Origin of the sequence: Comamonas thiooxydans, from assembly GCF_002157685.2 — a bacterium.
Classification (GTDB): domain Bacteria; phylum Pseudomonadota; class Gammaproteobacteria; order Burkholderiales; family Burkholderiaceae_C; genus Comamonas; species Comamonas testosteroni_H.
Map to the genome: position 1 here is coordinate 13,294 of NZ_AP026738.1, position 26,322 is coordinate 39,615.

Annotated in this window: 22 protein-coding genes; 10 read left to right on the top strand and 12 right to left on the bottom strand. The window is 60.7% G+C overall.

What is annotated here, in order from left to right; translation table 11 throughout:
* Positions 1 to 20: 20 nt before the first annotated feature.
* Positions 21 to 1,184, bottom strand: a complete 1,164-nt coding sequence (locus CTR2_RS00050) for an efflux RND transporter periplasmic adaptor subunit (RefSeq protein WP_087085575.1) — start codon at positions 1,182 to 1,184, stop codon at positions 21 to 23.
* A 1,021-nt stretch (positions 1,185 to 2,205) separates the two neighbouring features.
* Here CTR2_RS00050 and dinG point away from each other — a divergent pair.
* Positions 2,206 to 4,377: an ATP-dependent DNA helicase DinG gene (gene dinG / locus CTR2_RS00055; RefSeq protein WP_087085574.1), complete on the top strand. Its 2,172-nt coding sequence runs from the start codon at positions 2,206 to 2,208 to the stop codon at positions 4,375 to 4,377.
* Positions 4,378 to 5,842: 1,465 nt separating this feature from the next.
* On the opposite strand, the gene CTR2_RS00060 is transcribed toward dinG, so the two are convergent.
* Together CTR2_RS00060 and CTR2_RS00065 are read right to left on the bottom strand one after the other, a co-directional pair.
* A complete protein-coding gene (locus CTR2_RS00060) occupies positions 5,843 to 6,406 on the bottom strand; it encodes an acyloxyacyl hydrolase (protein WP_087085787.1) in 564 nt (187 codons plus the stop codon).
* 218 nt (positions 6,407 to 6,624) lie between these two features.
* Positions 6,625 to 7,179 (bottom strand): Spy/CpxP family protein refolding chaperone, encoded by a 555-nt coding sequence (locus tag CTR2_RS00065; protein ID WP_087085786.1) that lies wholly within the window; start codon positions 7,177 to 7,179, stop codon positions 6,625 to 6,627.
* Positions 7,180 to 7,443: 264 nt separating this feature from the next.
* Between CTR2_RS00065 and CTR2_RS00070 the strand changes: the two genes are divergently transcribed.
* Complete coding sequence (locus tag CTR2_RS00070) at positions 7,444 to 8,481, top strand: recombination-associated protein RdgC (RefSeq protein ID WP_087085573.1); 1,038 nt, start codon at positions 7,444 to 7,446, stop codon at positions 8,479 to 8,481.
* A 164-nt stretch (positions 8,482 to 8,645) separates the two neighbouring features.
* Here the strand turns inward: CTR2_RS00070 and CTR2_RS00075 are convergent, their stop codons facing one another.
* The 3 genes from CTR2_RS00075 to CTR2_RS00085 form a co-directional block, all read right to left on the bottom strand.
* A complete protein-coding gene (locus tag CTR2_RS00075; RefSeq protein ID WP_087085572.1) occupies positions 8,646 to 9,833 on the bottom strand; it encodes an acetyl-CoA C-acyltransferase family protein in 1,188 nt (395 codons plus the stop codon).
* 179 nt (positions 9,834 to 10,012) lie between these two features.
* Positions 10,013 to 10,519, bottom strand: coding sequence for a Cu(I)-responsive transcriptional regulator (gene cueR, locus CTR2_RS00080; protein ID WP_087085571.1), 507 nt, complete (start codon positions 10,517 to 10,519; stop codon positions 10,013 to 10,015).
* A 76-nt stretch (positions 10,520 to 10,595) separates the two neighbouring features.
* On the bottom strand, positions 10,596 to 10,790 hold the full coding sequence (locus CTR2_RS00085; RefSeq protein WP_003072092.1) for a heavy-metal-associated domain-containing protein: 195 nt from the start codon (positions 10,788 to 10,790) through the stop codon (positions 10,596 to 10,598).
* Between the two features lie 272 nt (positions 10,791 to 11,062).
* Here CTR2_RS00085 and CTR2_RS00090 point away from each other — a divergent pair, with 272 nt between their 5' ends.
* On the top strand, positions 11,063 to 12,751 hold the full coding sequence (locus CTR2_RS00090) for a methyl-accepting chemotaxis protein (RefSeq protein ID WP_087085570.1): 1,689 nt from the start codon (positions 11,063 to 11,065) through the stop codon (positions 12,749 to 12,751).
* Between the two features lie 134 nt (positions 12,752 to 12,885).
* On the opposite strand, the gene CTR2_RS00095 is transcribed toward CTR2_RS00090, so the two are convergent.
* The 3 genes from CTR2_RS00095 to CTR2_RS00105 all read right to left on the bottom strand — a co-directional run bounded on the left by CTR2_RS00095 (position 12,886) and on the right by CTR2_RS00105 (position 15,361).
* Positions 12,886 to 14,004, bottom strand: coding sequence for an alkene reductase (locus CTR2_RS00095; protein WP_087085569.1), 1,119 nt, complete (start codon positions 14,002 to 14,004; stop codon positions 12,886 to 12,888).
* 67 nt (positions 14,005 to 14,071) lie between these two features.
* The gene (gene gstA / locus CTR2_RS00100) at positions 14,072 to 14,680 is read right to left on the bottom strand and encodes a glutathione transferase GstA (RefSeq protein ID WP_003065291.1); all 609 of its coding nucleotides are present in this window, start codon (positions 14,678 to 14,680) and stop codon (positions 14,072 to 14,074) included.
* Between the two features lie 105 nt (positions 14,681 to 14,785).
* Positions 14,786 to 15,361 carry an NADPH-dependent FMN reductase gene (locus tag CTR2_RS00105; protein WP_087085568.1) on the bottom strand — a complete coding sequence of 192 codons (576 nt, stop codon included), beginning with the start codon at positions 15,359 to 15,361 and terminating at the stop codon, positions 14,786 to 14,788.
* 255 nt (positions 15,362 to 15,616) lie between these two features.
* Between CTR2_RS00105 and mnmG the strand changes: the two genes are divergently transcribed.
* The 6 genes from mnmG (at position 15,617) to CTR2_RS00135 (ending at position 21,414) form a co-directional block, all read left to right on the top strand.
* On the top strand, positions 15,617 to 17,581 hold the full coding sequence (gene mnmG / locus CTR2_RS00110; RefSeq protein WP_087085567.1) for a tRNA uridine-5-carboxymethylaminomethyl(34) synthesis enzyme MnmG: 1,965 nt from the start codon (positions 15,617 to 15,619) through the stop codon (positions 17,579 to 17,581).
* On the top strand, positions 17,578 to 18,237 hold the full coding sequence (gene rsmG / locus CTR2_RS00115) for a 16S rRNA (guanine(527)-N(7))-methyltransferase RsmG (RefSeq protein WP_087085566.1): 660 nt from the start codon (positions 17,578 to 17,580) through the stop codon (positions 18,235 to 18,237). The genes mnmG and rsmG overlap by 4 nt, the downstream gene beginning before the upstream one ends.
* A gap of 236 nt (positions 18,238 to 18,473) precedes the next feature.
* Complete coding sequence (locus CTR2_RS00120; RefSeq protein ID WP_087085565.1) at positions 18,474 to 19,085, top strand: LysE family translocator; 612 nt, start codon at positions 18,474 to 18,476, stop codon at positions 19,083 to 19,085.
* A gap of 12 nt (positions 19,086 to 19,097) precedes the next feature.
* Positions 19,098 to 19,868, top strand: coding sequence for a ParA family protein (locus tag CTR2_RS00125; RefSeq protein ID WP_003059963.1), 771 nt, complete (start codon positions 19,098 to 19,100; stop codon positions 19,866 to 19,868).
* A 52-nt stretch (positions 19,869 to 19,920) separates the two neighbouring features.
* Positions 19,921 to 20,469, top strand: a complete 549-nt coding sequence (locus CTR2_RS00130) for an RBBP9/YdeN family alpha/beta hydrolase (RefSeq protein WP_087085564.1) — start codon at positions 19,921 to 19,923, stop codon at positions 20,467 to 20,469.
* Between the two features lie 15 nt (positions 20,470 to 20,484).
* Complete coding sequence (locus tag CTR2_RS00135) at positions 20,485 to 21,414, top strand: ParB/RepB/Spo0J family partition protein (RefSeq protein ID WP_087085563.1); 930 nt, start codon at positions 20,485 to 20,487, stop codon at positions 21,412 to 21,414.
* A gap of 67 nt (positions 21,415 to 21,481) precedes the next feature.
* Here the strand turns inward: CTR2_RS00135 and CTR2_RS00140 are convergent, their stop codons facing one another.
* The 3 genes from CTR2_RS00140 to CTR2_RS00150 all read right to left on the bottom strand — a co-directional run bounded on the left by CTR2_RS00140 (position 21,482) and on the right by CTR2_RS00150 (position 25,286).
* A complete protein-coding gene (locus CTR2_RS00140) occupies positions 21,482 to 22,255 on the bottom strand; it encodes a class II aldolase/adducin family protein (RefSeq protein WP_087085562.1) in 774 nt (257 codons plus the stop codon).
* A gap of 255 nt (positions 22,256 to 22,510) precedes the next feature.
* Positions 22,511 to 23,797, bottom strand: coding sequence for a M20/M25/M40 family metallo-hydrolase (locus CTR2_RS00145; RefSeq protein WP_087085561.1), 1,287 nt, complete (start codon positions 23,795 to 23,797; stop codon positions 22,511 to 22,513).
* Between the two features lie 211 nt (positions 23,798 to 24,008).
* Entirely contained in the window at positions 24,009 to 25,286 is a 1,278-nt protein-coding gene (locus tag CTR2_RS00150; protein WP_087085560.1) for an MFS transporter, read from the bottom strand.
* Positions 25,287 to 25,364: 78 nt separating this feature from the next.
* Here CTR2_RS00150 and CTR2_RS00155 point away from each other — a divergent pair, with 78 nt between their 5' ends.
* Complete coding sequence (locus CTR2_RS00155; RefSeq protein WP_087085785.1) at positions 25,365 to 26,246, top strand: AraC family transcriptional regulator; 882 nt, start codon at positions 25,365 to 25,367, stop codon at positions 26,244 to 26,246.
* Positions 26,247 to 26,322: the final 76 nt, after the last annotated feature.

The following is a 26,322-nucleotide window of genomic DNA, read 5'->3' on the forward strand; positions in this document are numbered from 1 at the left end:
GGTTCAGACTCCTGCCGGGACTACAGCAGCTGACTGGCCGCGCCGTCGAGCAGCAGACCACCACGCACCACGATCTTCTCACCGACCTTGAGGCCGCTGATCACCGGCACCATGCCTCGCGATGGACGCCCCAGCGTCACCACGCGTGCCTCGAACTGGTTGTTCTCATGCTGCACATAGACCACGCTGCGGCTCTCATCCTTGATGAGCACGGCAGTGACGGGAATCAGCATCTCCTGCAGATTCGACAACTGCACGCCCACCTTGGCCTGCATGCCGGGACGCAGCACCGGGTTCTGTTCGCTCAACTCCACCACCACGGCAGCGCGGCGCGACTCCTTGTCCAGCGTAGCCCCCAGATGACGGACCGTGCCCTTGATCGGCTTGGGCAGCTGCGGTACCTCGACCTGTACGGAACTGCCCAGACGAATGCCTGGCAGATCGGACTCGAACACCTCTGCGACCACATTCATGGCCTGGGGATCGCCAATCATGAACAGCGCCGCTCCCGGCTCAGCAGCAGTACCCACCACTGCCTTGCGCTCGGCCACGATGCCGGCACGCGGTGCGCGCAGCTCGATCCGATCGCCGCCACCGGATCCCAGCAGCGCTGCCGTGCCCTGTGCACGGCCAAGCTCCTGCGAGGTTTCACGCAGCTTGGCCTGCGCGGCACGCAGATCGACTTCCACGCCCACGCCCTTGTCCACCATGGTCTGCTGGCGCTGGGCTTCCACCACAGCCACGTCGTGTGCGGTCTTGGCCGCAGCCACGTCATAGCGGGTGCGCAGTGCATCGGGGCTGACCAGCGTCGCCAGCAAATCGCCGGCCTTGACCATATCGCCCACATGCGCGTTGACGGCCACGACACGCGCCGATAACGGCACTGCAACCGAAGCCACACGATCCTCGACAAACGCCACATGCGCAGGAGCCCAGGCCATCTGCACCCCTTGCGGATCGGCCACGGGCGCGATCTCCAGCATCTTCACGGATTCTGGCTTGACCTGAATAAAGCCTTTGGGCAGCTGCGCAACCGGCTTCTTCGCTTCCTCGGTGGCCTTGGAGGCATCACAGCCACCCAACAGACCTGCCACGGCAATGGCCGCAGCCACCATCGGCAGTCTTGCCCATGTCCAGTTTGGTAAATGTGCCGCTCCCGGCAGTCCCACAAGGCTTTTGTTCATCGTTCACCCTTTTCCATGACTGGCAAGTGACGAGCTGGTCCACGGCTTCACTTGCAGTGATGCCACCATGCTAGGAACAGCCCCGAACTGCGTGGATGACACACGCATTACGGTTTGGTAAGACCGGGCACGGACTGGAACGGGGCCAAGCAGGCCAGGCCCCGCTGATGGCCTGACACCAGGAAATCAGCCTTCAGACAGGCTGCATTGCCCGTTTTTCAGGCAACTCACGCATATCCTCTGCCATTTGCTCAAAAAATAGGCATTTCTCATGTATTTTTTCATACATGAGTACAAAAAGCATCATCATTTCATGCTCAAAGGCAGAAGCATGCCTTGTCTCTGAATTTCAGGGAAAACACAATCAAACCTTTGATAGTCCATGGATATCTACTATCAAAAGGTGAGCTTTGAAGTTATCCACGCGGTGGATAGATTTCGCCCTCTTCTTCCTTAGCCTCCAGATTTCAACAGAAACAGGCGCTCTTGCATACAAAGCAGCGAGACGAGCACTGCCGGTGGGTAATCTTGTGCCTGAAGCCGCCCCAGCGGGCTTTCGCCAAACTTGTGGATAAATTTGCTTTTTCACCACTAGCAAGAGCGAAGAAAGCCATGAACAACCTTACCCACAGCACTTGAAAACCATGCCATTTCTGCAAAATTGCAGAAAATCCAAAATCTAGAAAAATCTTTTTATTCATAAAAATTTAACAACCATATCCACAGGGATTGATACATGGTTGTCTCCAGGATATGTACAGGCAGACTTTCGACTCCTTCTGTGGATAAGTTTCTTGGTAACTACGCCTGACTCAATCCACAACTACAATGAACAAGTCACATACAAGTGGTGGAAAAGTTTCGTTAAAACTGCTCATCGGATACAACCGTAGAACATACGAACTCCCCTGTTTTGTATGCCGTATCACATAAGAAATTCAATCTTATTTGATACATATCTCTGTACGAATACTTATAAAACGCCAAAGCACAGCGTCTTTGCGTCTCAAAAAACGCTGAAATGCATGAAAAAAAGTGGGCTGAAGAGGCCCTGAATTCCTTTGATGCCGTGGTCGGGGCCATGCCGGGATTTCGCAGTCGTGATGGACAGCGAAAAATGGCGGCCCAGATCGCGCAAACGCTGAGCCAGGCCCAGCTCGGAAAAGTCGATGAAGGCGAGCCGGAACCGCGTCGCGCCATCGCTGTCGTGCAGGCTGGAACCGGGGTCGGAAAATCGCTGGCCTACAGCATTCCGGCCATTCGCATGGCGCTGTCGCGCGGCACGCGCGTGCTGATCTCCACAGCCACGGTGGCGCTGCAGGAACAGCTGGTGAACAAGGATTTGCCGGCCCTGGCGCAAAAGCTGGACCAGCCTTTCAAATTCGCCCTGGCCAAGGGGCGTGGCCGCTTTGTCTGCAAACTCAAGCTGGAACGTCTGGCGAGCACGGGAGAAGCGCAGGACGAGATGGACGATCTGTTTGGCGATGAGCAGGGCCAGGCCAAGTTCAGCCGTCCTCAGCATGAACTGCAGGCCCGCATGCAGTTCTACAAATCCATGGCCGATGCGCTGGCCACGGAGGCCTGGAACGGCGACCGCGATTCACTGGAGACCCCGCCTGAGGCCGAGGCCTGGAGCCCCGTGGCTGCCGAATCCTCTTCATGCACCGGAAAGCACTGCCCGGCTTTCGGCAACTGCGTCTATTACGAACGCCGCAAAGACCTGGTGGCGGCGCAAGTCATTGTCGCCAACCATGATTTACTGCTTTCCTCGCTGGGCTCCAAGCTGCTGCCCGAGCTGGACAATTGCCTGCTGGTGCTCGACGAGGCCCACCACCTGCCTTCCACGGCTCTGGACCAGTTTGCCGGCGAGATGGATCTGAGCCGCCTGGGCTGGATCGACAAGCTGGCCAGCCGTGCGCTGCGCGTGAACCAGGTCGCCGAAGTCGAGGAACTGGCCGACGTGCCCAAGCATGCGGGTCAGCTGCGCCAGCAGATGCAGGAGCTGGCGCGACTGGTCATGGAGCACTACGGAGAGACTCTCAAATCGCAGAAAGACAGCTATGGGCCAGCCAGGGTACGGGCACCCCGCGGAATGCTGCCAGAGGCCCTTCTGGAGCCTCTGGGACAGATTGCGCACCATGCCGACGGCTTTCTGGATGCGCTGCGTGCCGTCTCCAAGGCTCTGCGTGCCGAAATCAAGGAACAACCCGAGGAAGCACAGCGCCTGTCCACCGTCTATGCGCAGGTAGGCGCCCTGGCACCCAGGCTGGAAGCCATTTTCAACACCACGCAATTGCTGCTGCAGAACAACGATAGCGATGGCGACGGCAAGATGGTGCCCCATGCCAAGTGGTTCACGCTGGAGATGGATGGCGAGTTCATCGTGGTCAAGGCCCATGCCAGTCCCATACAGCCCGGCTCCACCCTGCGCCAGCACCTGTGGTCGCAGGTGCGCGGTGCGGTGCTGACATCCGCCACGCTGACCAGTTGCGGCCATTTCGACTTCTTTTTGCGTGAGGCGGGGCTGGCCAATGACGCCTCTGTCACCACGCTGGAAGTGCCAAGTCCCTTCGACTATGCGCGCCAGGGCACGCTGGTGGCCCGTGAAACGGCCTCAGACCCGCGCGAAGCCGCCCGCTTTACCGAGGAGATGGTCGAGGCCCTGCTGAACGATCTGAGCCGCATAGAGGCCGGCGCACTGGTCCTGTTCACATCCCGCGAGCAGATGCGCCAGGCCGTGGACGCGCTTTCCACCAGCATGCGCAACCAGGTGCTGGTGCAGACCGCCCTGCCCCGCCAGACTCTGCTGGCACGCCATCGTGAGGCCGTGGCGATGGGCGAGCCCTCCATCATCTTCGGCATGCAGTCCTTTGGCGAAGGACTGGACCTGCCCGGAGCGCTCTGCGAGTCCCTGTTCATCACCAAGCTGCCCTTTGCTCCTCCCGACGATCCCGTTGGCGAAGCCAGAGCCGAATGGCTGCGCAGCAGCGGCCGCAACCCCTTCAACGAGTTGGTGGTGCCGGCCACGGCCATTCGCCTGGCCCAGTGGGTAGGCCGCGCCATCCGCACCGAGGAAGACCAGGCCCATGTGTACTGCTACGACCGCCGCCTGACGGGCACCAGCTACGGCCAATTGCTCATCAAGGGCCTGCCGCCCTTCACGCTGCAACGGCGCCCTGTTTCAATGCCTTGAAGTCCTGAGCGAAGCGCGCCTTTCACACTGCTGATTCAAGGCCGTTTCGCAGCTCTTTTGCGCCATTCCAGAGGCGGGTTTTCAGCGTTCCAGACCTTCGCCGCATGGCTCTTTTCTGCATTGCTGCAGCGCCCTTCCTGCGCACTTTCACTCAGTCCTGGCGCACTCCGCGCATTTGTAATTTTTCTAACAGTTGCCGGGCACTGCGAGCGGCATCCTTCTTGCCGGCTTGGCAAGCCACAAAGTCTTGCCCGAAACGGTGCAGCCAGGCAGGTGTGCTGCAGATCCCATGGTTGTTGAGCAACTCCGGATTTCAGACCTGTCGGTGTTGGCGGGTGCCGCACTCTCCCAGCGCTTGCCACATCTGGTCCGGGCTTGCTCCACGGACAAGCGAAAAGTTCTTTTAAAACAATGATTTATAGATCATTGAATTTTTTTGAATGAGTAGAGCGCAATCATGGCTGATATCGATTGCACGCACTCCCGGCCAGTTTCCCCCAGCTGTTCATAACATTCTGTGGATAACAGTCGCGTCAAAGACTCTTCAATGGGAATTTATCCCCACCTCCTGTCATCGAGGAGGCGCATCTTACGCCAATTTTTCGAGATCTGGCGCGTCAATTTTTCCAAAGCCCTTTTTTTCTGGACTTCCCTCTGAATCAAAGGGATTGGAGCGCCTGATCAGCTGCGATTTTGCATGGCCCCGGCTCTTGCCTATGACTTTGCCTTCAGTTGTTCTTTAGAAGTTTTATAAAAATATAGTCGTAGTAGTAAGACTTGGCATCTGCTGTTGATAACTTTAAAAACTCAAGGCAAATCAAGCATCTTGCGTAATGACAAACATGGAGACAAATGACGGTTGCTGCTGTCCTCGATCCATGAACAACTTGGCCTTTTTCCATGTTTCTGTGGAAAACATGAAAGTTGATATCTGCTTATCCACAGAAATCCATTTTCCTGTTGATTGGCAGTAAATGCTATTTATTCGTTGATATATAAGCGTTGTTAGCTATTATTTTTATAGTGAACAACTGATGAAGACATGCTTGAGCACATTGGATGTCAAGGGTGTGATGTAGCAAGAACTGCTTGAAGCCGATCTGATCCGCCTCTTTTTTTATTCAGACCATCTCCGATTGCTGTGTACACTTCGGCCAAAGTTGTTATTTCTAGTCTTATCTTTTTACTTAGTAGTAATAGTAAGTAGTTCACTTAATTGTTGATAAGTAATTAATTTAATTTAAAATCAACAACTTATGATTTCTAAAAGCCTGTGCCCTTGCATGGGCTGCCGATGTCCTTGATTTGGGAACAACTTTCCAGAAGCCAGCCTGGCTGTGGAAAACAGAAAATTTCCTCGGCTTTTATCACCATGTTTATTCACAGGCCGTGCAACTGCTGCAAAGCATGAAAAAAGCCGCCCGTTGGGCGGCCTGGTCGACCCGGATAGCGCTGGCCCGGGAATTCAGAAGTGGCGTGCGTATCGCAGCTGAAGAAAGTTCTCTCCCGGATTGGGGCGCTTGATGCCTGCATTGGACTGGTGCTCGAAGCGCAGGCTGATCTCGTTTTTCAGTTGCTCGCCAAACAGGTAGCCGATGCCTATATGGCTGGCAAAGTTGTAGCGGGTCGAAAATTCCTTGTGATCGGTGATGAAGCGGTGGTTGATGGCATAGCTCACGCCCAGGCCGGCTTGCAGGAACCAGGGAGACTGGCCTTGAGAGGGGCGCCAGCGTAATGTGGGTTGTGCACCCAGAACCCAGGTTGCACGATTGCCGCCCTGATAGTCGGCCGACCAACGGCTGACAGAGAGATCCCAGTAACCCGTCATCCGTCCCGAGCCAAGGGCGTAGCTCCAGTTCCAGGGGAGGATGACGCCGCCTGTCCAGCTGTCGGTGCTGTGCTCCGCCGAGCCGTATTGCAGATAGAGGGCAGTCGTCGATGTTTGAACAGGCTGTGCATGAAGCATGGGGCTTGCCAGGCTGATCAGCATCGGGATTACGAGATTCGTTGCCAATTGCGGTTTTTTCATGTCAATTGCCATCTAAATGTTTTGAATCTGGTCGCGACATCGATGCCTGTGTCATGCTTGGATTTCGCTCCCTCTGTGGATATGAATCTAGAAGCTTGTGAATAAATGTTCTGTCGGCAAGCGCTTGCGTTGGTAGTCAGCCAATTGATATCGATATGAAAAAAAGCCCCCAGTCATTACGACCGGGGGCTTTTATGGAGAAGGCGATTGAACTCGGCTTACTTTGCCGCAGGGGCTGGAGCTGCGGGACGCTCCTGGCCGGGTTTGCCGCCATGGTGGCCGTGATGGCGCTCACCGCGCTGGTGATGCATGTGCAGGGTGGCTGCATCGAAGGTCTTTTTCTGCTCGGCATTGAGCTGGGCGTAGAAGGCCTTGGTCGCTTCGGCACGGCGGTCCATCTCGGCCATGCGCTTGCCGCGCATTTCACGCATCTTGTCGATGCGCTCTGGCGTTGTCAGTTTGGCAAAGGCTTCGCGGTCGCCGGGGGCAGGGCGTTCACCGGGCTTCATGGCCTGGGTGTAGGTGGTCCAGGCAGCTTGCTGCGCAGGCGTCAGTTTCAGATCGGCCTTGAGTTTTTCCATGCGCTGCTTCATATGCTCCATGCGGTCGCCGCGCTTGTCACCACGCTGGTGCTGGTGCGGCTCGGGCGCTTTCTGGGCTGCGGCAGGTTGCTCGGCAGCAGCGGTGGTCTGGGCAAAGCTGGGCAGGCTCAGCGAGGCGAGCAGGGCGGTTGCCACAGCGGCACTGGTCAATGTCTGGCGAAAGCGGGTCATGTCTGTTTCCTTTTCGGTTGAAGTGGAAGAAGTGGCCGCCTGGTCTTGCTCCTGAATGGGCATTCGGTAGCGGATGACTGAAGTGTGGACCCCCCATGTTTCTGAGACGTGAGGTTTTGCAGCCGCTCTGTAAAGATTTGATAAGTTTGAATAGCTCCGACTGCGCAACAATGGATGCATGGGCTGCGTTGGCGGCCGGTTTTTTTTTCCGCGAGATCCAGCTGCAGGAGCTGGCGACGATTGAAGGTTTAGCAAAGGTTTTTGATGTTCAAGAACATGATTGTTTATCGCATTGCCGAGAGCTGGCAGAGCGATCTGCAGCAGCTCGAAGATGCGCTGCAAAAGACGGTGTTTGAGGAGTGCGGCGCGACCCAGGAGCGCTCCATGGGCTGGGTGCCGCCGCGCGGCGAGCCGCATGGCCCGCTGGCGGAAAGCGTGGCCGGCCAGTGGGTGATGCGCTTCATGAGCGAGTCCAAGATGCTGCCGGCCAGCGTGCTCAACCGCAAGGTCAACGAGAAGGCCGAGCACATCGAAAAGACCGAGGGCCGCAAGCCCGGCAAGAAGGAAAAGAAAGAGCTCAAGGACGAGGCCAAGCTGGACCTGCTGCCCATGGCCTTTACCAAGCAGGGAGCCATGTGGGTCTGGATCGATCCGCAGGCGCGCACGCTGGTGCTCGATACCAGTGCACAAGGTCGTGCCGACGAGATCGTGACGCTGTTGGTCGAAGGCCTGCCGGGTTTTGCATTGGCGTTGCTGGATACGCAGACCAGTCCGCAGGCCGCCATGGCGCACTGGTTGATGACGCAGGAGCCGCCAGAAGGTTTTTCCATAGACCGCGAGTGCGAGCTCAAGGCCGCCGATGAGTCCAAGGCCGTGGTGCGCTATGCGCGCCACCCGCTCGATATCGACGAGGTGCGCCAGCATATCGAGCATGGCAAGTTGCCCACCAAGCTGGCCATGACCTGGGATGACCGCGTGAGCTTTGTGCTGAGCGAAGGTCTGCAGATCAAGAAGATCGCGTTGCTCGATGCGGTGATGGATGGCAACAGCCAGGACGATGGCGGTTTCGATACCGATGTGGCAATTGCCACGGGCGAGCTCTCGCGTCTGATTCCCGATCTGATCGAGGCTCTGGGTGGGGAAGGGCGTACAGGCCTGGGTGACGGCCTGCCTGCATCGCTGTCGTCGGCGCCGGCCGCAGAAACCCTGCCCGTGCGTCTGGCACAGGGGCGCAGCCAGGGAACGGTCACCGGACCGGCCACGGCTCCAGCCGATACGGCCCCGGAAGAGGCGCCGTTCTGACGCTATGGATGATGTAGCTGCTTGCGCTTTTCAATCATGGATATCAGTATTTATTGATGCTGAAATCAAGTGCTAGCAAGCGCTAGAAGCTATCAAAAAAGGCCTGCCAGAGTGATCTGGCAGGCCTTTTTCATGGACGTTTCAGGTGCTCTGAAACGCGGGAATCAGACGCGCTCGAAAATCGCGGCAATACCCTGACCGCCGCCGATGCACATGGTCACCAGCGCGTAGCGGCCGCCAGTGCGCTGCAGCTCGTAGAGCGCCTTGGTGGTGATGATGGCGCCGGTGGCACCCACGGGATGGCCCAGGGAGATGCCGGAGCCGTTGGGGTTGACCTTGGCAGGGTCCAGAGCGAGCTCCTGAATCACGGCGCAGGCCTGGGCGGCGAAGGCTTCGTTGGCTTCGATCACGTCCATCTGCTCGATCTTCAGACCGGTGCGTGCCAGCACCTTCTGCGTGGCGGGGACCGGGCCGATGCCCATGTATGCGGGCTCGACGCCGGCGTGGGCGTAGCCGACCAGGCGGGCAATGGGTTTGGCGCCGGAAGACTTCAGTGCCTGCTCGCTCATCATCAGCACGGCAGCCGCGCCATCGTTGATGCCGGAGGCGTTGCCGGCAGTGACCGTGCCGCCTTCCTTCTTGAACGCGGGCTTCATGCCGGCCAGGGTGTCCAGTGTGGTGGCGGCGCGCACATGTTCGTCGGTGTCGAACAGCACCACGCCCTTGCGGCTGGCAATTTCCACGGGAACGATCTGTTCCTTGAAGCGGCCGGCCTCGATGGCGGCAGCAGCGCGCTGTTGGCTGATGACCGCCAGTTCGTCCTGCATCACGCGGCTGATCTTGTAGCGCTCGGCCACGTTTTCAGCAGTGATGCCCATATGCATTTTTTGCCAGGGATCGTGCAGGATGCCCAGCATGTAGTCGATGCTCTTGGCATCGCCCATGCGTGCGCCCCAGCGTGCGGACATGTCGAAGTAGGGGCCGCGGCTCATGGATTCGGAGCCGGCGCCGATCGCCACTTCGCAGTCGCCCAGCGCAATGGATTGCGCTGCCGAGACGATGGCCTGCAGGCCAGAACCGCACAGGCGGTTGACGTTGTAGGCCGGGGTTTCGATGGAACAGCCGGCGTCCACGGCCGCCACGCGGGACAGGTAGGCGTCGCGCGTGTCGGTGGGGATGACGTTGCCCATCACCACATGGCCCACGGTGTCGGCAGCGATGCCGGCACGCGCAATGGCGGCCTTGACCACGGTGGTGGCCAGCTGGGCGTTGGGAACGTCCTTGAGGCTGCCGCCAAATGTGCCGATGGCCGTGCGCGCGGCGCTGACAACGAAGATGTCTCTGGTGCTCATGGTTTGTCTCCTGCATCGCGTCGGCAATGCTTGTGCTTGAGTGATTTGAAAAGATGAATGAGAGCAACCGCATTCATCGCACAGAGTATTCTGCAGTATTTGCTGCAGTGCAACATGTCTCGTTGTTGACGCGGCCCTGTGTGGGCGGCGATGGTTTCACGTGAAACCCATGAGCAGCCTCAGGCCGCAGCCCTGCGCCGGCTTCTCGGAGTGGGAGCCCTGGGTTCGTGATGGGCCGGTGTCAGGTCGGTGTCCGCGCTGGCCAGGTCGTCGAGGATGGGGCAGTCCGGCCTGTCATCGCCATGGCAGCAATGCACCAGGGTCTGCAGCGTGCGCTGCATGGACTGCATGGCGGCGATGCGCTCGGTCAGCGTGGCGATGTGCTTTTGCGCGATGGCCTTGACCTGACTGCTGGCGCGGCCCTGGTCCTGCCACAGGCCGAGCAGGGTGGCGATCTCGTCCATGGAAAAGCCGAGATCGCGCCCGCGGCGGATGAAGCGCAGCGCATGCACATCGGCTTCGGTGTACTGGCGATAGCCGCTGTCGGTTCGGTGCACGGGTGGCAGCAGGCCCAGTGACTCGTAGTGACGCACCATGCGCGCAGAAACCCCGGCGCGGCGTGCGGCCTCGCCGATGACGACAGGCCAGTTCTGAGCGATTTTTTGTGTCGATAGGTGGTTGGGCATGGACGATCCTGAAAAAACGCGCCAGCAGCCTTCTGATGGCTTGCATGAGGTGCTGGCGCGGTGGGAGAGGTAGCGCTCAGGCGACCTTGTAGCCCTCTTCGGCAATGGCGGCTGCCACGGCCTCGCGGCTGGCGCCGGTTTCGACTTCCACTCGGTTGGCGGTGCGGTCGATCTTGATCTGCGCCTGGGCATCGACGCCCTGGATGGCGTTGGTGACGGCGCGTTCGCAGTGGCCGCAGGTCATGCCTTGAACTTCAAAAACTTGTTGCATGGATGGCTCCTTCAGAAAGTGAGTCGACCGGACTGGCGGACTCCATGTCTTGAATGGTTAACCCTAACATCATGGCAAGGTCAAGCCTTTGACAAGACATGAAGCCGGCAGGGTTGATAAGTCGCAAAGACTGCCGATAAGAACTTGTCATATTGCAGATCGCCATGGCTTGGACATCGCAGTCACGGGTTTTTCTCGGCGTCGGTGACAATCTGAAACAATTTGCAAGTTCTGGCCCGACAATGCCAGTCGTTCAAAGTGGAGAGGGATTCATGAGTCTGTTGGAAATGATGCGGGGCTTCACCATTCGCACGCGCATGCTGGGCGCCATTGGTGTGGTGATGGTATTGCTGAGTCTGCTGGGGGGCGCCGGGATGTTGGGCATGTTCCGCATTCAGGACATGAGTCAGGAGTTTCTGAGCAACGCCTTTGTCAAATCGGGCCATATGGCGCAGTTGCGCACGGAGCTGGGCGGCATTCGTTCCAGTGAGAAGGACATGGTCATCCAGTACGAAAAGCCTGAAGAGGTGCGCAAGGCCTATCAGCAATGGGTCATGTTCATCGACAAATCCAAGGTGACATTGGGCAAGTTTGTGACCGACCAGAACGCGCAGGACGCACAGCTGACCAAGAGCATCATTGGGCACATCGACGCTTATCGAAAGCTCTTCGAGCCTGTTGCACGCCAGCTTGAAGCCGGTGGCTATGACTCTGCCACCACGGCCAACCGCATGAGCGGCAAGGCTCTGGCCGAAGTCATGGAGGCCGACAAGCTGCTGGCGCAGCTGGACAACCTGCTGCGTGAGCAGGCCAATGAATTGGCCGCAGCCGAGCGCGACGTGGCCGACCAAACGCGCTGGATGTTTGTGGCGGCCGTGATTCTGGCGCTGGTGGTGGTGATTCCGCTGACTTTGCTGAACATGCTGTCCATCTGCCGTCCGCTTGAAGTGGCCCGTCAGATGGCACTGACGATTGCCGGCGGCGATCTGTCGCACAGGGCCGAGGTCAGCGGCAAGGATGAACTGACGGATCTGCAGCGTGCGCTGGACCAGATGCAGCAATCGCTGAGCACCACGGTGGCCCAGGTGCGCGATGCCAGCGGCAATATCGCCACGGCCAGCCAGGAAATTGCCACGGGCAATCAGGATCTGTCGGCCCGAACCGAACAGACTGCCAGCAATCTGCAGGAAACCGTCGCGTCGCTGGCTCAGCTGACGGCCACGGTGCAGCAGACCGCATCGTCTTCGCAACTGGCCAACCAGCTGGCGGCCTCGGCCTCTTCGACGGCCGTGCAGGGCGGCGAGATCGTCGGCCAGGCCGTCAACAGCATGCAGGAGATTTCGGCCTCCAGCCGCAAGATCGGCGACATCATCGGCCTGATTGATTCCATTGCTTTCCAGACCAATATCCTGGCGCTGAATGCCGCTGTGGAAGCGGCCCGTGCCGGCGAGCAGGGTCGTGGTTTTGCCGTGGTGGCGGCCGAGGTGCGCAGCCTTGCCCAGCGTTCGGCACAGGCCGCCAACGAGATCAAATCGTTGATCAACACCAGCGTGCAGACCGTGGACGTGGGCGCGCGTCAGGTGGAGAGTGCAGGCAAGGCCATGCAGGAGACCGTGGACAGCGCACAGCGTGTGGGCGACATCATTGGCGAGATTACGGCGGCGTCCAGCGAGCAGTCGCTGGGCATCAGCCAGGTCAATCAGGCCGTGGGTGATATCGACCGCATGACCCAGCAGAATGCGGCACTGGTGGAAGAGTCTGCCGCCGCCGCAGAATCGCTGCGCGAGCAGGCGGCGCGACTGGCACAGCTGGTCAGCCAGTTCAAGCTGGCGGGCGGCGCGATACATGCAGTCATGCGCAGCCCCAGAGGCGCAGCCCATCCCGGCATGGCACCGGCGGTGCCTGCATCCGCTCAGACTGCTTTGCCTGGTCAGAAGGCGCAATTGCTGGAACATGCCTGAGCCCTGAGCGGCTCATCCCTGAGCGGCTCGTTCCATGAAAAAAGCCCGGTTGCAGTGATGCACCGGGCTTTTGCTTTTTATTCAATAGGCTCCAGCCAAATCAGAGAAAGGGCCGGAGGCTTGATGGATTGAAGTTACTGGCAGGCAACCGCTGGGTAGTCGGTATAACCATCGGCACCCCCCCCGTAGAAGCGCTCGCTGTTCCAGGCATTGAGCGGCAGATCGTCGCGTAGGCGGTGCACCAGATCGGGGTTGGAGATATAGGCCTTGCCGAAGGCCACGACATCGGCATAGCCGCTTTCCACGGCGCGCGTGGCCAGTTGGCGGTCATAGCCGTTGTTGACCATCCAGGCTCCCTTGCCGTCTGCAGAGCGATAGGCCTGCTTGAGTGCCTGGTAGTCGAAGGGACGATCCGCCAGCTCGCGCGGGCCGCCAGTTGCGCCTTCGATCACATGGATATAGGACAGGCCCAGCGGGGCGAGCTGGCGCACCAGATATTCGAACAGCACCTGCGGGTTTTCGTCCACGATGTCATTGGCTGGCGTGACCGGAGAGATGCGGATGCCGACCTTTCCGGCACCGATGGCATCGGCCACGGAGCGTACGCATTCCAGCACCAGACGGGCGCGGTTCTCGATGCTGCCGCCGTAGTCGTCGCTGCGCTGGTTGGTGCCGGTCTTGAGGAATTGATCGAGCAGATAGCCGTTGGCTGCATGCAGCTCCACGCCATCGAAGCCCGCCGACTGTACGGCTTCGCGCGCGGCGGTGGCGAAACTGTGAACAATGCCTGGCAGCTCCTGCTGCCTGAGTGCGCGCGGTGCCGAGGTGGCGACAAACTGGCCTTGCCCGGTCTGCTTGTCGATCACATAGGTCTTGGAGCGGGCCGTCAGCGCGGAGGGCGCGACCGGGGGCTGGCTGTCTGGCTGCAGCACGTTGTGGGAGATGCGACCCACATGCCAGAGCTGGGTGACGATGCGGCCACCCTTGGCATGCACGGCATCGGTGACTTTTTTCCAGGCCCGCAGTTGCTCTTCGTCATACAGACCGGGCACATCGGCATAGCCCTGTCCCTGGTGGCTGATGGCCGTGCCTTCGCTGATCAGCAGACCGGCAGAGGCGCGCTGGACGTAGTAGGTTTGCATCAGCGGCGTGGGTATCGCGTCGGGGGCGCGGTTGCGCGTCAGCGGTGCCATGGCAATGCGGTTGGGCAGACGCAGGCTGCCTGCTTCAATCGGTTCGAACAATGAGGTCATGCAGAACTCCAGATGAAAAAAGCTCGGTGGGTACCGAGCTTTTGAGTGTGCATGGGTGTCGAAAAACTTACTTGAGCAAGCCCTCTGCCTTCATGGCAGCCTGCACTGCGGGACGCGCCAGAATGCGTTCGCGATAAGCCTGAAGGTGCTGGAGTTCAGAGATATCCAGGCCCACAAATTGGGCCCAGCCTGTGACCGTGAAAAAGTAGGCATCGGCCACAGTGAACTGATCGCCCATCAGATAGGACTTGTTGGCGAGCTGCTCGTTGACCCAGCTCAGGCGCTTGAACAGATTGCCGAGCAGCACGGGCTTGAAGTCTTCGGGCGTTGCGGGGCTGAACAAGGGGCTGAAGCCCTTGTGCACCTCGGTGCTGATGAAGTTCAGCCATTCCTGAAGGTGGTAGCGGGCCACGGTGCCGTTGGCCGGTGCCAGGTTCTTTTCGGGGGCCAGATCGGCGAGGTACTGAACAATGGCCGGACCTTCGTGCAAGGTGTCGCCGTTGTCCAGTACCAGAAAGGGCACATAACCCAGGGGATTGATGCCGTAGTAATCCGTTCCGTCCTGGAGCTTGTGGCTCTTGGTGCTGACCATCACGGTTTCATGCGGCAGGCCTGCTTCATGCAGCACGATGTGCGGAGACATGGAGCAAGCGCCGGGGCTGTAGTAAAGCTTCATGGTGAGTGGCTCTCTATGCAATGAAAAGACAAGCGCCCATGCTAAACCGGTTGCACTTCATATGCATGCGCAGCCGGCAGAAGTCCGGATCGGAGAGGAGATTGCTCAGCCCAGGCGCCCTGCGGCCCACAGCACCTGCTGCACAAGAGCCTCCATGCCTTGCTGGTTCTGTGTACGCAGCAGATGACCCTGGGCATCGAAAGCCTCTGCCGCATGGCTCACGGCATGGCTGCGCGGTGCTACCCAGCATTCCAGATTCAATAGCAGCGCAGCTAGGTGAGACTGGGCCCTCAGGCCGCCAAGACCGCCAGGTGAGGCACTGGCCATGCCGACGACCTTGTTGCGAAAGGGCAGAACGCCATCGGACCACTGTGCATCGCCCTTGACCGGGCTGGAGGCCCAGTCGATCGCGTTCTTGAGCAGGGCAGGGTAGCTGCCGTTGTATTCGGGGCTGCAGACAATCCAGGCAGCATGGCTATGCATGGCCTGCTTGAGACGAATGACGTCGGCAGGCGTTCCCCGAGCTTCGAGGTCGGCGTTGTAGAGCGGAATGTCGTAGTCCGACAATTCCAGCAGGCTGGGCTGTGCGCCTTGTTGTTCCGCGATGGAGGCTGCGACCTTGGCCAGCTTGCGGTTGTACGAATCCTGGCGGGTACTGCCCGCGAAAATGAGTATTTGCATGCAGTGATTGCAGCACAGAGCGATTGCATTTTTCATGCATAGACGGGACTATCAGGGCAAACATCTAGGCTGGGCTTCAGGTCGCCATGTTTCACGTGAAACCCCCCTGGCAAGGCATTGTTGGGCCAATGGTGGGAAAATTGCAGGTTCCCCGCAGGGCTGGACATGGCGCGAGAACATGTCCGCCTGCCGTGAGAGCCGAGGCATGGTTGCTTCGTGCAGGGGCAAGGGCCGGGCTTGGCCCGGAGCAGGAATATGTTGTACCCACAGGAATTTGATGTGATCGTGGTCGGTGGCGGCCATGCCGGCACCGAGGCTGCGTTGGCCGCTGCGCGCATGGGCAGCAAGACATTGCTGCTGACCCACAATATCGAAACCCTGGGGCAGATGAGCTGCAACCCCAGCATCGGCGGTATCGGCAAGGGCCATCTGGTCAAGGAGGTCGATGCTCTGGGCGGCGCCATGGCCCTGGCTACGGACAAGGGCGGCATCCAGTTCCGCATCCTGAACAGCTCCAAGGGCCCGGCCGTACGCGCTACGCGCGCCCAGGCCGACCGCATTCTGTACAAGGCCGCGATTCGCGAGATGCTGGAAAACCAGCCCAATCTCTGGCTCTTCCAGCAGGCCGTGGATGATCTGATGGTGGAGGGTGACCGCGTGGTCGGTGCCGTCACCCAGGTGGGTCTCAAGTTCCGCAGCCGCACCGTGGTGCTGACGGCGGGCACCTTCCTCGATGGCAAGATCCATGTGGGCCTGAACAACTATGCCGCAGGCCGTGCTGGCGATCCTCCGGCCGTGAGCCTGTCGGCGCGCCTGAAGGAACTCAAGCTGCCACAGGGGCGCCTGAAGACCGGAACGCCACCGCGCATCGACGGCCGCAGCATCGATTTCAGCCAGTGCGAGGAACAGCCCGGCGACGGCATGCCTGGCGGTGTCAACGAGGGCGAAGTGCCCGTGTTCAGCTTCATGGGCAACCGTGCCATGCATCCCCGGCAGATGCCTTGCTGGATCACGCACACCAATGCGCGCACGCACGAGATCATCCGCAGCGGCTTTGACCGCAGTCCCATGTTCACCGGCAAGATCGAGGGTGTGGGTCCGCGTTACTGCCCCAGCGTGGAAGACAAGATCAACCGTTTCGCGGACAAGGAAAGCCATCAGATCTTTCTGGAGCCCGAAGGCCTGACCACGCACGAGTTCTACCCCAACGGGATCTCCACCAGCCTGCCGTTCGACATCCAGTACGAACTGGTGCGCAGCATGAAGGGGCTGGAGAACGCCCATATCCTGCGTCCCGGCTATGCCATCGAGTACGACTATTTCGATCCCCGCTCGCTCAAGAGCAGTTTCGAGACCAAGCAGATTCAAGGTCTGTTCTTTGCGGGCCAGATCAATGGTACGACCGGCTATGAAGAGGCGGCCGCCCAGGGCCTGTTCGCCGGCTTGAACGCAGCGCTGCAGTGCCGTGGCGAAGGCCCCTGGATGCCGCGTCGTGACGAGGCCTATCTGGGCGTGCTGGTCGACGATCTGATCACCAAGGGCGTGACCGAGCCCTATCGCATGTTCACCAGCCGCGCCGAGTTCCGCCTGCAACTGCGTGAAGACAATGCCGACATGCGTCTGACCGAAGCGGGCCGCCAGATGGGGCTGGTCGACGATGCGCGCTGGGACTCCTTCAGTCGCAAGCGCGATGCTGTTTCACGTGAAACAGAGCGCCTCAAGTCCACCTGGGTGAACCCGCGTGTCGTGACTGCGGAAGAGTCCGAGCGCGTGCTGGGCAAGGCCATGGAGCGCGAATACAACCTGTTCGACCTGCTGCGTCGCCCTGGTGTGGACTACGACAAGCTCATGGGCATGAACCAGGGCCGGTATGCCTCTGCCGATGTGCAGCCTGAGGCGCTGGGCGAACTCAGCGCTCCAGTGATCGAGCAGGTGGAGATCGCCGCGAAGTACTCTGGCTATATCGACCGCCAGAAGGATGAGGTAGAACGTGCCGCGCATTTCGAGCGTCTGCGTCTGCCGCTGGACTTCGACTATATGCAGGTGGCGGCGCTTTCCTTCGAGGTGCGCCAGAAGCTGCAAAAGCACAGGCCCGAAACCCTGGGTCAGGCCTCGCGTATTTCGGGAGTGACGCCTGCCGCCATCTCGCTGCTCATGGTGCATCTGAAAAAAGGCGGCTTCAAGGGCTTTGCCAATCAGAACGAAGAGGCTTCCGCATGAGCCAGGTTTTGCGTACCCAACTGGAGCAGGGCGTTCAGGCACTGAAGCTGGAACTGGCACCGGCGCAGATCGATCTGCTGATGTCCTTCATGGATCTGCTGCAGAAATGGAACAAGGTCTACAACCTGACGTCGGTGCGTGATCCCCAGGAGATGCTGACACATCACCTGCTCGACAGCCTGGCCGCCGTGCCCGCCTTGCTGCGGCATGTGAACCGCCTGCCGGTGGAAGAAGGCAAGCGCCTGCCTCTGCTGGACGTGGGCTCCGGCGGTGGTCTGCCCGGTGTGGTGTTTGCCATCTGCTGCCCGCAGATCGATGTGAACTGCGTGGATACCGTGGGCAAGAAGGCCGCTTTCATCCAGCAGGTGGCTGCCTCCCTGCGCCTGCCCAATCTGCGCGGCATTCATGATCGGGTGGAAAATCTCAAGACCCGCTATCCGGTCATCAGCTGCCGCGCCTTTGCGTCCTTGGTGGACTTCACCACCTGGTCGCGCAAGGCGCTGGCCGAGGACGGCATCTGGTTTGCCATGAAGGGCAAGCACCCTGATGAGGAAATTGCTGCGCTGCCTGCCGATGTGAAAGTGTTTCACGTGGAACCATTGCAGGTTCCCGGCCTGGATGCCGAGCGCTGCGTCATCTGGTTGAAAATCGAGTAACCCCCTGAGCGGCTTTGCCGCTTCCCCCTGGAAAGGGGACGACGCCTTCGCCGCAGGGCGGCGGGGCCGCCCAGGCCTTTGCTTGGCGTCCTCGACCTGGGCCGGCACATATCGAAGTCGCTGGCCACGGCGAAAACCGTTTTTTTACACACCGTATCGGACAACATCTGCGCAATGCAGATGCGCCGGTCACGGCCCTCGCATAAACTTGCTGTTTTCCATCGCGCAGGGTTTGAATGTTTGGCATCTCTGATTACGGCGCTTTTGCAGCCGCCGTTACCGTCTTCTTGCTGATCCCTGGACCGGGCAATCTGGCCTTGATTACCTCCACGGGCAAGGGCGGATGGAGAGCCGGTGTCGCCTGCTGCCTGGGTGTGATGGCCGCCGACCAGGTGCTGATGTGGCTGGCTGTTGCCGGTGTGGCCGCGGTGCTGGCCGCCTATCCAGCGGCCTTCCATGCCGTGCAATGGGTGGGGGCGGCCTATCTGGCCTGGCTGGGCTACAAGCTGCTCACGGCCAAGCCCGGCGATGCGCCGGCCATTGAAATCCAGCCGCGCCAGTATTTCCGTCAGGGTGCTTTGATCACCCTGATGAACCCCAAGGCCATCGTGTTCTACATGGCCTTCTTTCCCATGTTCGTGGACCCGGCCAATCACCAGGGCGCCATCACCTTTGGCGTGATGGCCGCCACGGTGGCGGCAATTACCTTTATCTACAGCGTCATCGTGGTGACGCTGACCACGGTGCTGGCAGAGCGTTTGCGTGCCAATCCGGCCGTGGTGAAGTGGCTGGAAAAAACAGCCGGTGTGTTTCTGATCGGTTTTGGCCTCAAGCTGGCCACCAACTAAAAGAGAAGTTCAATGGCCAAAATTTTCTGCGTTGCCAATCAAAAGGGTGGAGTGGGCAAGACCACGACCACGGTCAATCTTGCCGCCGGTCTGGCCAAGGTCGGCCAGCGTGTGTTGCTGATCGACCTGGACCCGCAGGGCAATGCCACCATGGGCTCCGGCGTGGACAAGCGCGCGCTGGAGCTGACGGTCTACGACGTGCTGCTGGAAAACGCCAGCGTCAAGGAAGTGGCTCAGAAGTCCGAGCAGGTCGGCTACGACGTGCTGGGTGCCAACCGTGAGCTGTCGGGTGCCGAGATCGAGCTGGTCTCGCTGGAGCGCCGCAACGAGCGCCTCAAGACTGCTCTGCAGGCCGTGGCCGCCGACTATGACTTTGTGCTGATCGACTGCCCGCCTTCGCTGTCCATGCTGACCCTGAACGGTCTGTGCTCGGCGCATGGCGTGATCGTGCCCATGCAGTGCGAGTACTTTGCGCTGGAAGGTCTGACCGACCTGGTCAACACCATCAAACAGGTGCATGCGAACATGAACCCTGACCTGCAGATCATCGGTCTGCTGCGCGTGATGTTCGATCCGCGCACCACGCTGCAGCAGCAGGTCAGCGACCAGCTCAAGGAACATTTCGGCGACAAGGTGTTCGATACCGTGATTCCGCGCAATGTACGCCTGGCCGAAGCCCCCAGCTACGGTTTGCCCGGTGTGGTGTTCGATGCCTCGGCCAAGGGCAGCAAGGCCTTTGTCGAGTTTGCCGAAGAGATGGTGCGACGCATCAAGAAAATGTGAGTGTTTCACGTGAAACAGCTCCCCGTCACCCATCCAGCCATCGCCAACGACCATGACCTCTGAAGCACTGAACCCTCAGCATGTCTGGCTGCTTCCCGGCTGGCAGAACTCCGACCCCGGCCATTGGCAGAGCCTGTGGCAGGACCGGTACGGCTACCAGCGGCTGGAGCAGCATAGCTGGCAGCATCCGCTGCGCGGTGACTGGAGCATTCGCCTGCAGGAAACCGTGCTCGACGCTCCCGCCCCCGTGACGCTGGTGGCGCACAGCCTGGGCTGTATTCTGGTGGCATGGTGGGCGGCGCATTCTCAGGTCGCGAAAACCAAGGTACGCGGCGCTCTGCTGGTTGCCCCTGGCGATACGGAGCAGGAAAGCCTGCGCGGCGCTTTGCCGGGCTGGTCGCCTGTGCTGCTGCAAAAGCTGCCCTTCCCGTCGATACTGGTAGGCAGCGAGAACGACCCCAACTGCTCTGTGGCACGCGCACAGACCATGGCTGAGGGCTGGGGCAGCCGGTTTGTGAATGCGGGTGCCGCAGGCCATATCAACACGGCCAGCGGACTGGGACTGTGGGACGCAGGGCATGAGCTGCTGCTCTCCCTTTAAAGAAAGAATTCAGCAATGGTGACTAAGAAACCCAAGGGCCTGGGACGAGGTCTGGAAGCCCTGCTGGGCCCCAAGGTCAGTGAAACAGAGCAGGCCGCTGCGAGCGGGTCTCAGGCCAATCTGCCGAGCAGCCTGGCGCTCAATGTGATGGTGGCCGGCCAGTACCAGCCGCGCACTCGCATGGACGAAGGTGCCTTGTATGAGCTGGCCGAGAGCATCAAGGCCCAGGGCATCATGCAGCCGATTCTGGTGCGTCAGCTCTCCAGGGGCGACAACGCCGGCAAGTACGAAATCATTGCTGGCGAGCGACGCTTCCGTGCCGCGCATATCGCGGGTCTGTCCGAGGTGCCGGTGCTGGTGCGCGAGGTGCCCGACGAGGCGGCGGCGGCCATGGCACTGATCGAGAACATTCAGCGCGAGGACCTGAATCCGCTGGAAGAGGCGCAGGGTCTGGCCCGTCTGGTCAAGGAATTCGGCCTGACCCACGAGCAGACCGCGCAGGCCGTGGGCCGCTCGCGCAGCGCTGCCACCAATCTGTTGCGCCTGCTGAATCTGGCCGAGCCCGTGCAGACCATGCTGATGGCCGGCGATATCGACATGGGCCATGCGCGGGCACTGCTGACGCTGGACCGTGCCACCCAGATCACGGCAGGCAACCAGATCGCGGCCAAGAAGATGTCGGTGCGCGAGGCCGAGTCGCTGGTCAAGAAGATCGGTGCCGAGTTCAATCTGACGCGCCAGAAGGCCAAGAAAGATGGCAAGTCGCGTGACGTGAAGCGCATCGAGGAAGAGCTGTCCGACCTGCTCACGGCCGATGTCGAGGTGCGCATCAAGAAGACCGTGCGCCGCCATGGCAAGCAGCAGGAAATGGGCGAGATCGCCATCCAGTTCGGCTCGCTGGAGGAGCTCAACGGCCTCATCGAAAAGCTGCGCGGCGAAGTCTGATTCTTGCGCCCAAGCAAGCGAAAAGAGCATCCACGGGATGCTCTTTTTTTTGCACGCGCGCAGCAGCTCAGCTGCGGTAACCGGGGTCGATTCGGTCGAGCTTGCGCAGCAGGGCGGGCCAGGCAAACCGGCCGCCCATTCCGCCGGTCTGCACCTTCATGGCATGGGCGATGCCTTGCAGGATCTGCGGGTCGACCTCGGTGAGTTCGGTGCCGCCGGACTGGGCCGCGATCTGGATCTGACAGGCGGACTCGAAGACGTACATGGACAGAAAGGCATCGGCAATCGTGGCGCCGCAGGTCAGCAGGCCGTGGTTGCGCAACATGAGGAAGTTGGCCTCGCCCATGTCGGCCAGCAGACGCGGTTTCTCGTCCTCGCGAAAGGCCACGCCTTCATAGACGTGATAGGCCAGCGACCCCAGGACAAAGGTGCTCTGCTGGCTGATGGGCAGCAGCCCTTGCTTCTGGGCCGCCACGGCCACGCCGGCACGCGTGTGGGTATGGATCACGCATTGCGCATCGGCGCGTGCCTCATGCACGGCGCTGTGGATGACGAAGCCTGCCGGGTTCACGGGGAAGGGCGAGTCCATGAGCTTGTTGCAGCCCAGATCCACCTTGATCAGCGAGGAGGCCGTGATCTCGTCAAACATCAGCCCATAGGGGTTGATCAGAAAGTGGTGCCCGGCGCCCGGCAGCCGCGCGCTGATGTGGGTGAAGACCAGATCGCTCCAGCCGTACAGCGCCACCAGCCGGTAGCAGGCGGCCAGGTCCACGCGCAGCTGCCATTCCTCGGGGCTGACCAGATGCCGGACGCTGGGGATGTTCAAGGGCTCTTGGCTCACGGGCGACTCTCCTTCATCGTTGATCCGATGAATGTAGACACTCGTGCGCCTGCGGTCTGTTGGCTAGGCGACAGAACCGTGGAAACGCAGGCGAGGCCGGTTCGGATCAGGAGCGGCGGACATGCTCGTCGCAGATGTTGGTCCGAATCCGGGACATAAAAAAACAGGAGCTTACAGCGCAAGCTCCTGTTGATTTTCAGATCGCTTTTTTATGGAAACCGAAGCAGATCAGGCGCAAGAAGCTATCAAAAGCGCTTACTTGATCTGGCCGCGCGACAGGTCCTGGATCATGCGGGCAGCCAGATACAGGCGCGGTGCAATGGTGTTGATGTGCACGTATTCGGCATCGTTGGAGTGTGCGCCATAGCCGGACAGGCCGAAGCCCTCGATCACGCCGCCCTTGGCCTTGAGGGCCGCGAAAGCCGCATCCGTGCCGCCGCCCGTGGCCTTGTCCATGACCTTCATGGGCAGCTTCAGATCCTGCTCATAAATGCCCTGGGCATGGGCGGCCAGCTTGCGTGCCATGGCATTGGCCTCCAGCGGCGGGCGGCGCACTTCGAACTTCAGCTCCACCTTGCTGGCGGGGAGCAGCTTGTTGCCGATCTTGTCCTGCATGGCTTTTTCCAGCGCCGCGAAGTCGGCCACGCGCAGTGCGCGGGCATCGGCCTGGGCGGTGGCTTCGGCGGGAATCACATTGCGGTTGGTGCCGGCCTTGGACACCGTCCAGTTGAGCTTGAGGCCGTCCTGGGGCTGGGACAGGTCCTTCATCTGCAGCAGCTGATGGGAGAGCTCGTACAGCGCATTCACGCCGTCTTCGGGCTTGGCGCCCGCATGCGACGCCTTGCCCGTGACCTTGAGGTAGGCGGCGCCGATGCCGCTGGTGGCCAGGCGCAGGCTGCCGTCGGTGCCGCCGCCTTCAAAGCTGAACACGGCGTCCTGCTCGGCCCCCAGGCGGGTGATGGTGCTGCGTGCGCCGGGCGAGCTGATTTCCTCGTCGCCGTTGATCAGCACGGTCAGCGTGCCGTAGTCCTCGATGCCCAGCTTCTTGAGCAGGGGCACGATATGCATGATCAGGGCCACGCCCTGCTTGTCGTCGGCAATGCCCAGGCCATAGGCCTTGTCGCCGTCGATGCGGAAGGGCTGGTCCTTGAGCATGCCGGGCAGATAGACGGTGTCCATGTGCGCGATCAGCATGATGCGGCTGCTGCCCTTGCCCTTGAATTCGGCATGCACCATGGGGCCGACCTTCTCGGGTGTGTCATCGAGGCGGTAGATGTCGTTGGGCTCGATCACCTCGACCTTGCCACCCTGCGAGCGCAGCTTGCCGGCAATGTATTCGGCAATCTTCTTCACGCCCGCCACATCCTTGCTGCCGGACTCGATATGCACCAGATCGCGCAGCGTGTCCAGATAGGGCTGCTGCTCCTTTTTCGCATGCTCCAGCCATTCGGCCTGAGGGGCAGCCTGGGCAGAGCCGAAGGCCAGCACCAGGGCCAGAGGCAGGGCGCGCAGCAAAGGGGCAGAGGGCGTGTTCCAACGCATAGAAATTCTCCTTAGGGGCGGGGCCGCTCCCGGATAGGGCCACGGCAGAAAAGGCGGCGTGATGCACCGCTCAGGGAATTCAGCTTAGCAGCCGTGTTTGCAGCATCCGGGCTGCTGGCCTAGGGATAAATACCAGGGTAACTTGATCTTTCGTGCCGAAAAAAAGCCCTGCAGCTTGCGCGGGCAGGGCTGGGTGGGTTGCGCCGGTTGCTCAGGCAGCGGCCAGATGGGATTTGGCCTTTTTGCTCACGCCGTCACCGACGATGACGGCCGAGACCACAGACAGTACAAGCGCAATCGCCGAGCCATAGAACACTGCGTTGGTCATCTGGTGGTCCAGCATGTAGCCGAAGACCGGCGCCGCCAGGCAGAAGCCCAGATCCAGGCCCGAATACACCGTGCCGTAGACGCGGCCCGTTGCGCCGGGGGGCGCTGCGCGCTTGATCAGCATGTCGCGTGAGGGGCCGGCCAGGCCCGTGCCCAGACCGGCGACTGAGGCCACGACCACCGCCACCATGCCGGGCAGCCAGCCCGTTCCGACGACAAACAGCAACAGGCCCGAGCCCAGCATGCAGATGGAGATCACCTTTTCCAACCGCTGCACGCGGCCGACCAGAAAGCCGCCCACGACCATGCCGGCAGCGCCGCACAGCATATAGCCGGTGACGATCAGCGCCGTCACGGAAAGCGGCAGGCCGTACATGGATTGCAGGGCCGGGCTGGCAAAGCTCTGGATGGCACTGAGCGCGCAGGTGCTCCAGAAGAAGAAGGAAAAGCACAGCCACACCGATGGCAGCTTCATGAAGGCCATGGGGTGTTCCTGAGGTGCGGCAATGGTTCCGGCGGCCGGCTTGGCGGCAGCTCCGGCGGATTCGGCGCGATCATCGAGCGCGTCGCGGTTGAAGACCATGATGGCCAGCACCACGGCTGCGCAGAGGGCTCCGCCCAGGCAGGCCAGGCGCCAGGAGCCCGTGGCCGTGGTGATGCCCGCCATGAATAGCGGCGCCAGCGCCCAGCCTAGATTGCCGGACAGGCCATGCACCGAGAACGCATGGCCTATGCGCTGCTGCGACACGCGCTTGTTGAGGATGGTGAAGTCCACGGGGTGGAAGGGCGCATTGCCCAGGCCCGCAAAAAAGGAGGCAGCAAGCAGCATGCTGTAGCCTTGGGCCGTGCTGGCAATCAGGCCCGCCACCACAAAGCTGCCGAGGGCGGCAAACAGAATCGGGCGTGCGCCAAAGCGGTCCACCGCAAAGCCGGCCAGTGCCTGGCCGGTGCCGGAAACAATGAAGAACAGCGAGACCATGACGCTGAGCTCGGCATAGCTGTAGCCGAAGTCCTTGATCAGCCAGGGAAACAACGGCGGCAGCAGCAGATGGAAGAAATGCGACGAGCCATGGGCCAGACCGATGAGGCTGATGGTGCGCGCGTCACTGCGCAGTGTCTCTGGCGCCTGGTTTTGAGGTGTTGTGGAGGCAGGGCGGTTCATATGTCGCATCTTAGGCAGACTGCTCGCGTCTTGTATGCGATAGTCTGCCAATTGCTATCGCAAGCCAGCCAAACCATCATGTCCAGTCTCCACGACCCCGAGCCCCTGCGTGCAGGCAAGGCCACCGCCTATGTGGAGACGCTGACACCCCATCTCTACATACCCACGGCACAGCGTCCGGTGCGTGCCAAATGTCGCTGGCTGGAGGCCGACACCCAGGTCAAGCCGCACCGTCATCCCTGGGGGCAACTGGCCATCTCCACCACGGGCACCATACGCCTGACGGTAGCGCAGGGCACCTATATCGTGCCGCCCTCGCGCGTGCTGTGGGTGCCGCCGGGCATGGAGCATGCCGTGACCATGGTGGAAAGCGCCGATCTGCGCACCTTGTACTTCTTTCAGACCCAGGGGCGTTGCGGCCCCGATGTGGCCCCCGGCGAAGAGGCGGCCTGGCGCCAGTGCCGGGTGCTCAATGCCTCGGATCTGCTGCGCGCCGTGGTGCGCGAGCTGCCCACGCTGCCCGATGACAGCCAGCAGCTGTGCGAGCAGGACAGGGCACGCGAGCACCATCTGAGCCAGCTGCTGCTCGACGAGCTGCGCCGTGCCAGTGCCGTGCAGCTGGGCGTGAGCCTGCCCCAGGACAAGCGCTTGCGCCAGCTCTGCGAGGCCGTGCTGGCCGATCCCACGCGCAACGAGACGCTGGAGGACTGGGCGCGCGATACCGGGGCCAGTCCGCGCACGGTGGCGCGACTGTTTCGCCAGCAGCTGGAATGCAGCTTTACCCAGTGGCGCCAGCAGGTGGTGCTGGCCCATGCCGTCAGCTTGGCAGCGCGCAACTGGCCGATTCAGCGCATTGCGGCCGAGCTGGACTACAGTCCCAGCGCCTTCAGCGCCATGGTGCGCCGCACGGTGGGTATGCCTCCGGCACAATTTTTCGGCATGCATGCTCAAAATGTATAGCTTCTAGCGCTTTGTGCAAAAGGGTTTGAGGCGGTTTTCGTTATTTTGAAGGGCGGAGCCTCAAACAATATTTGCA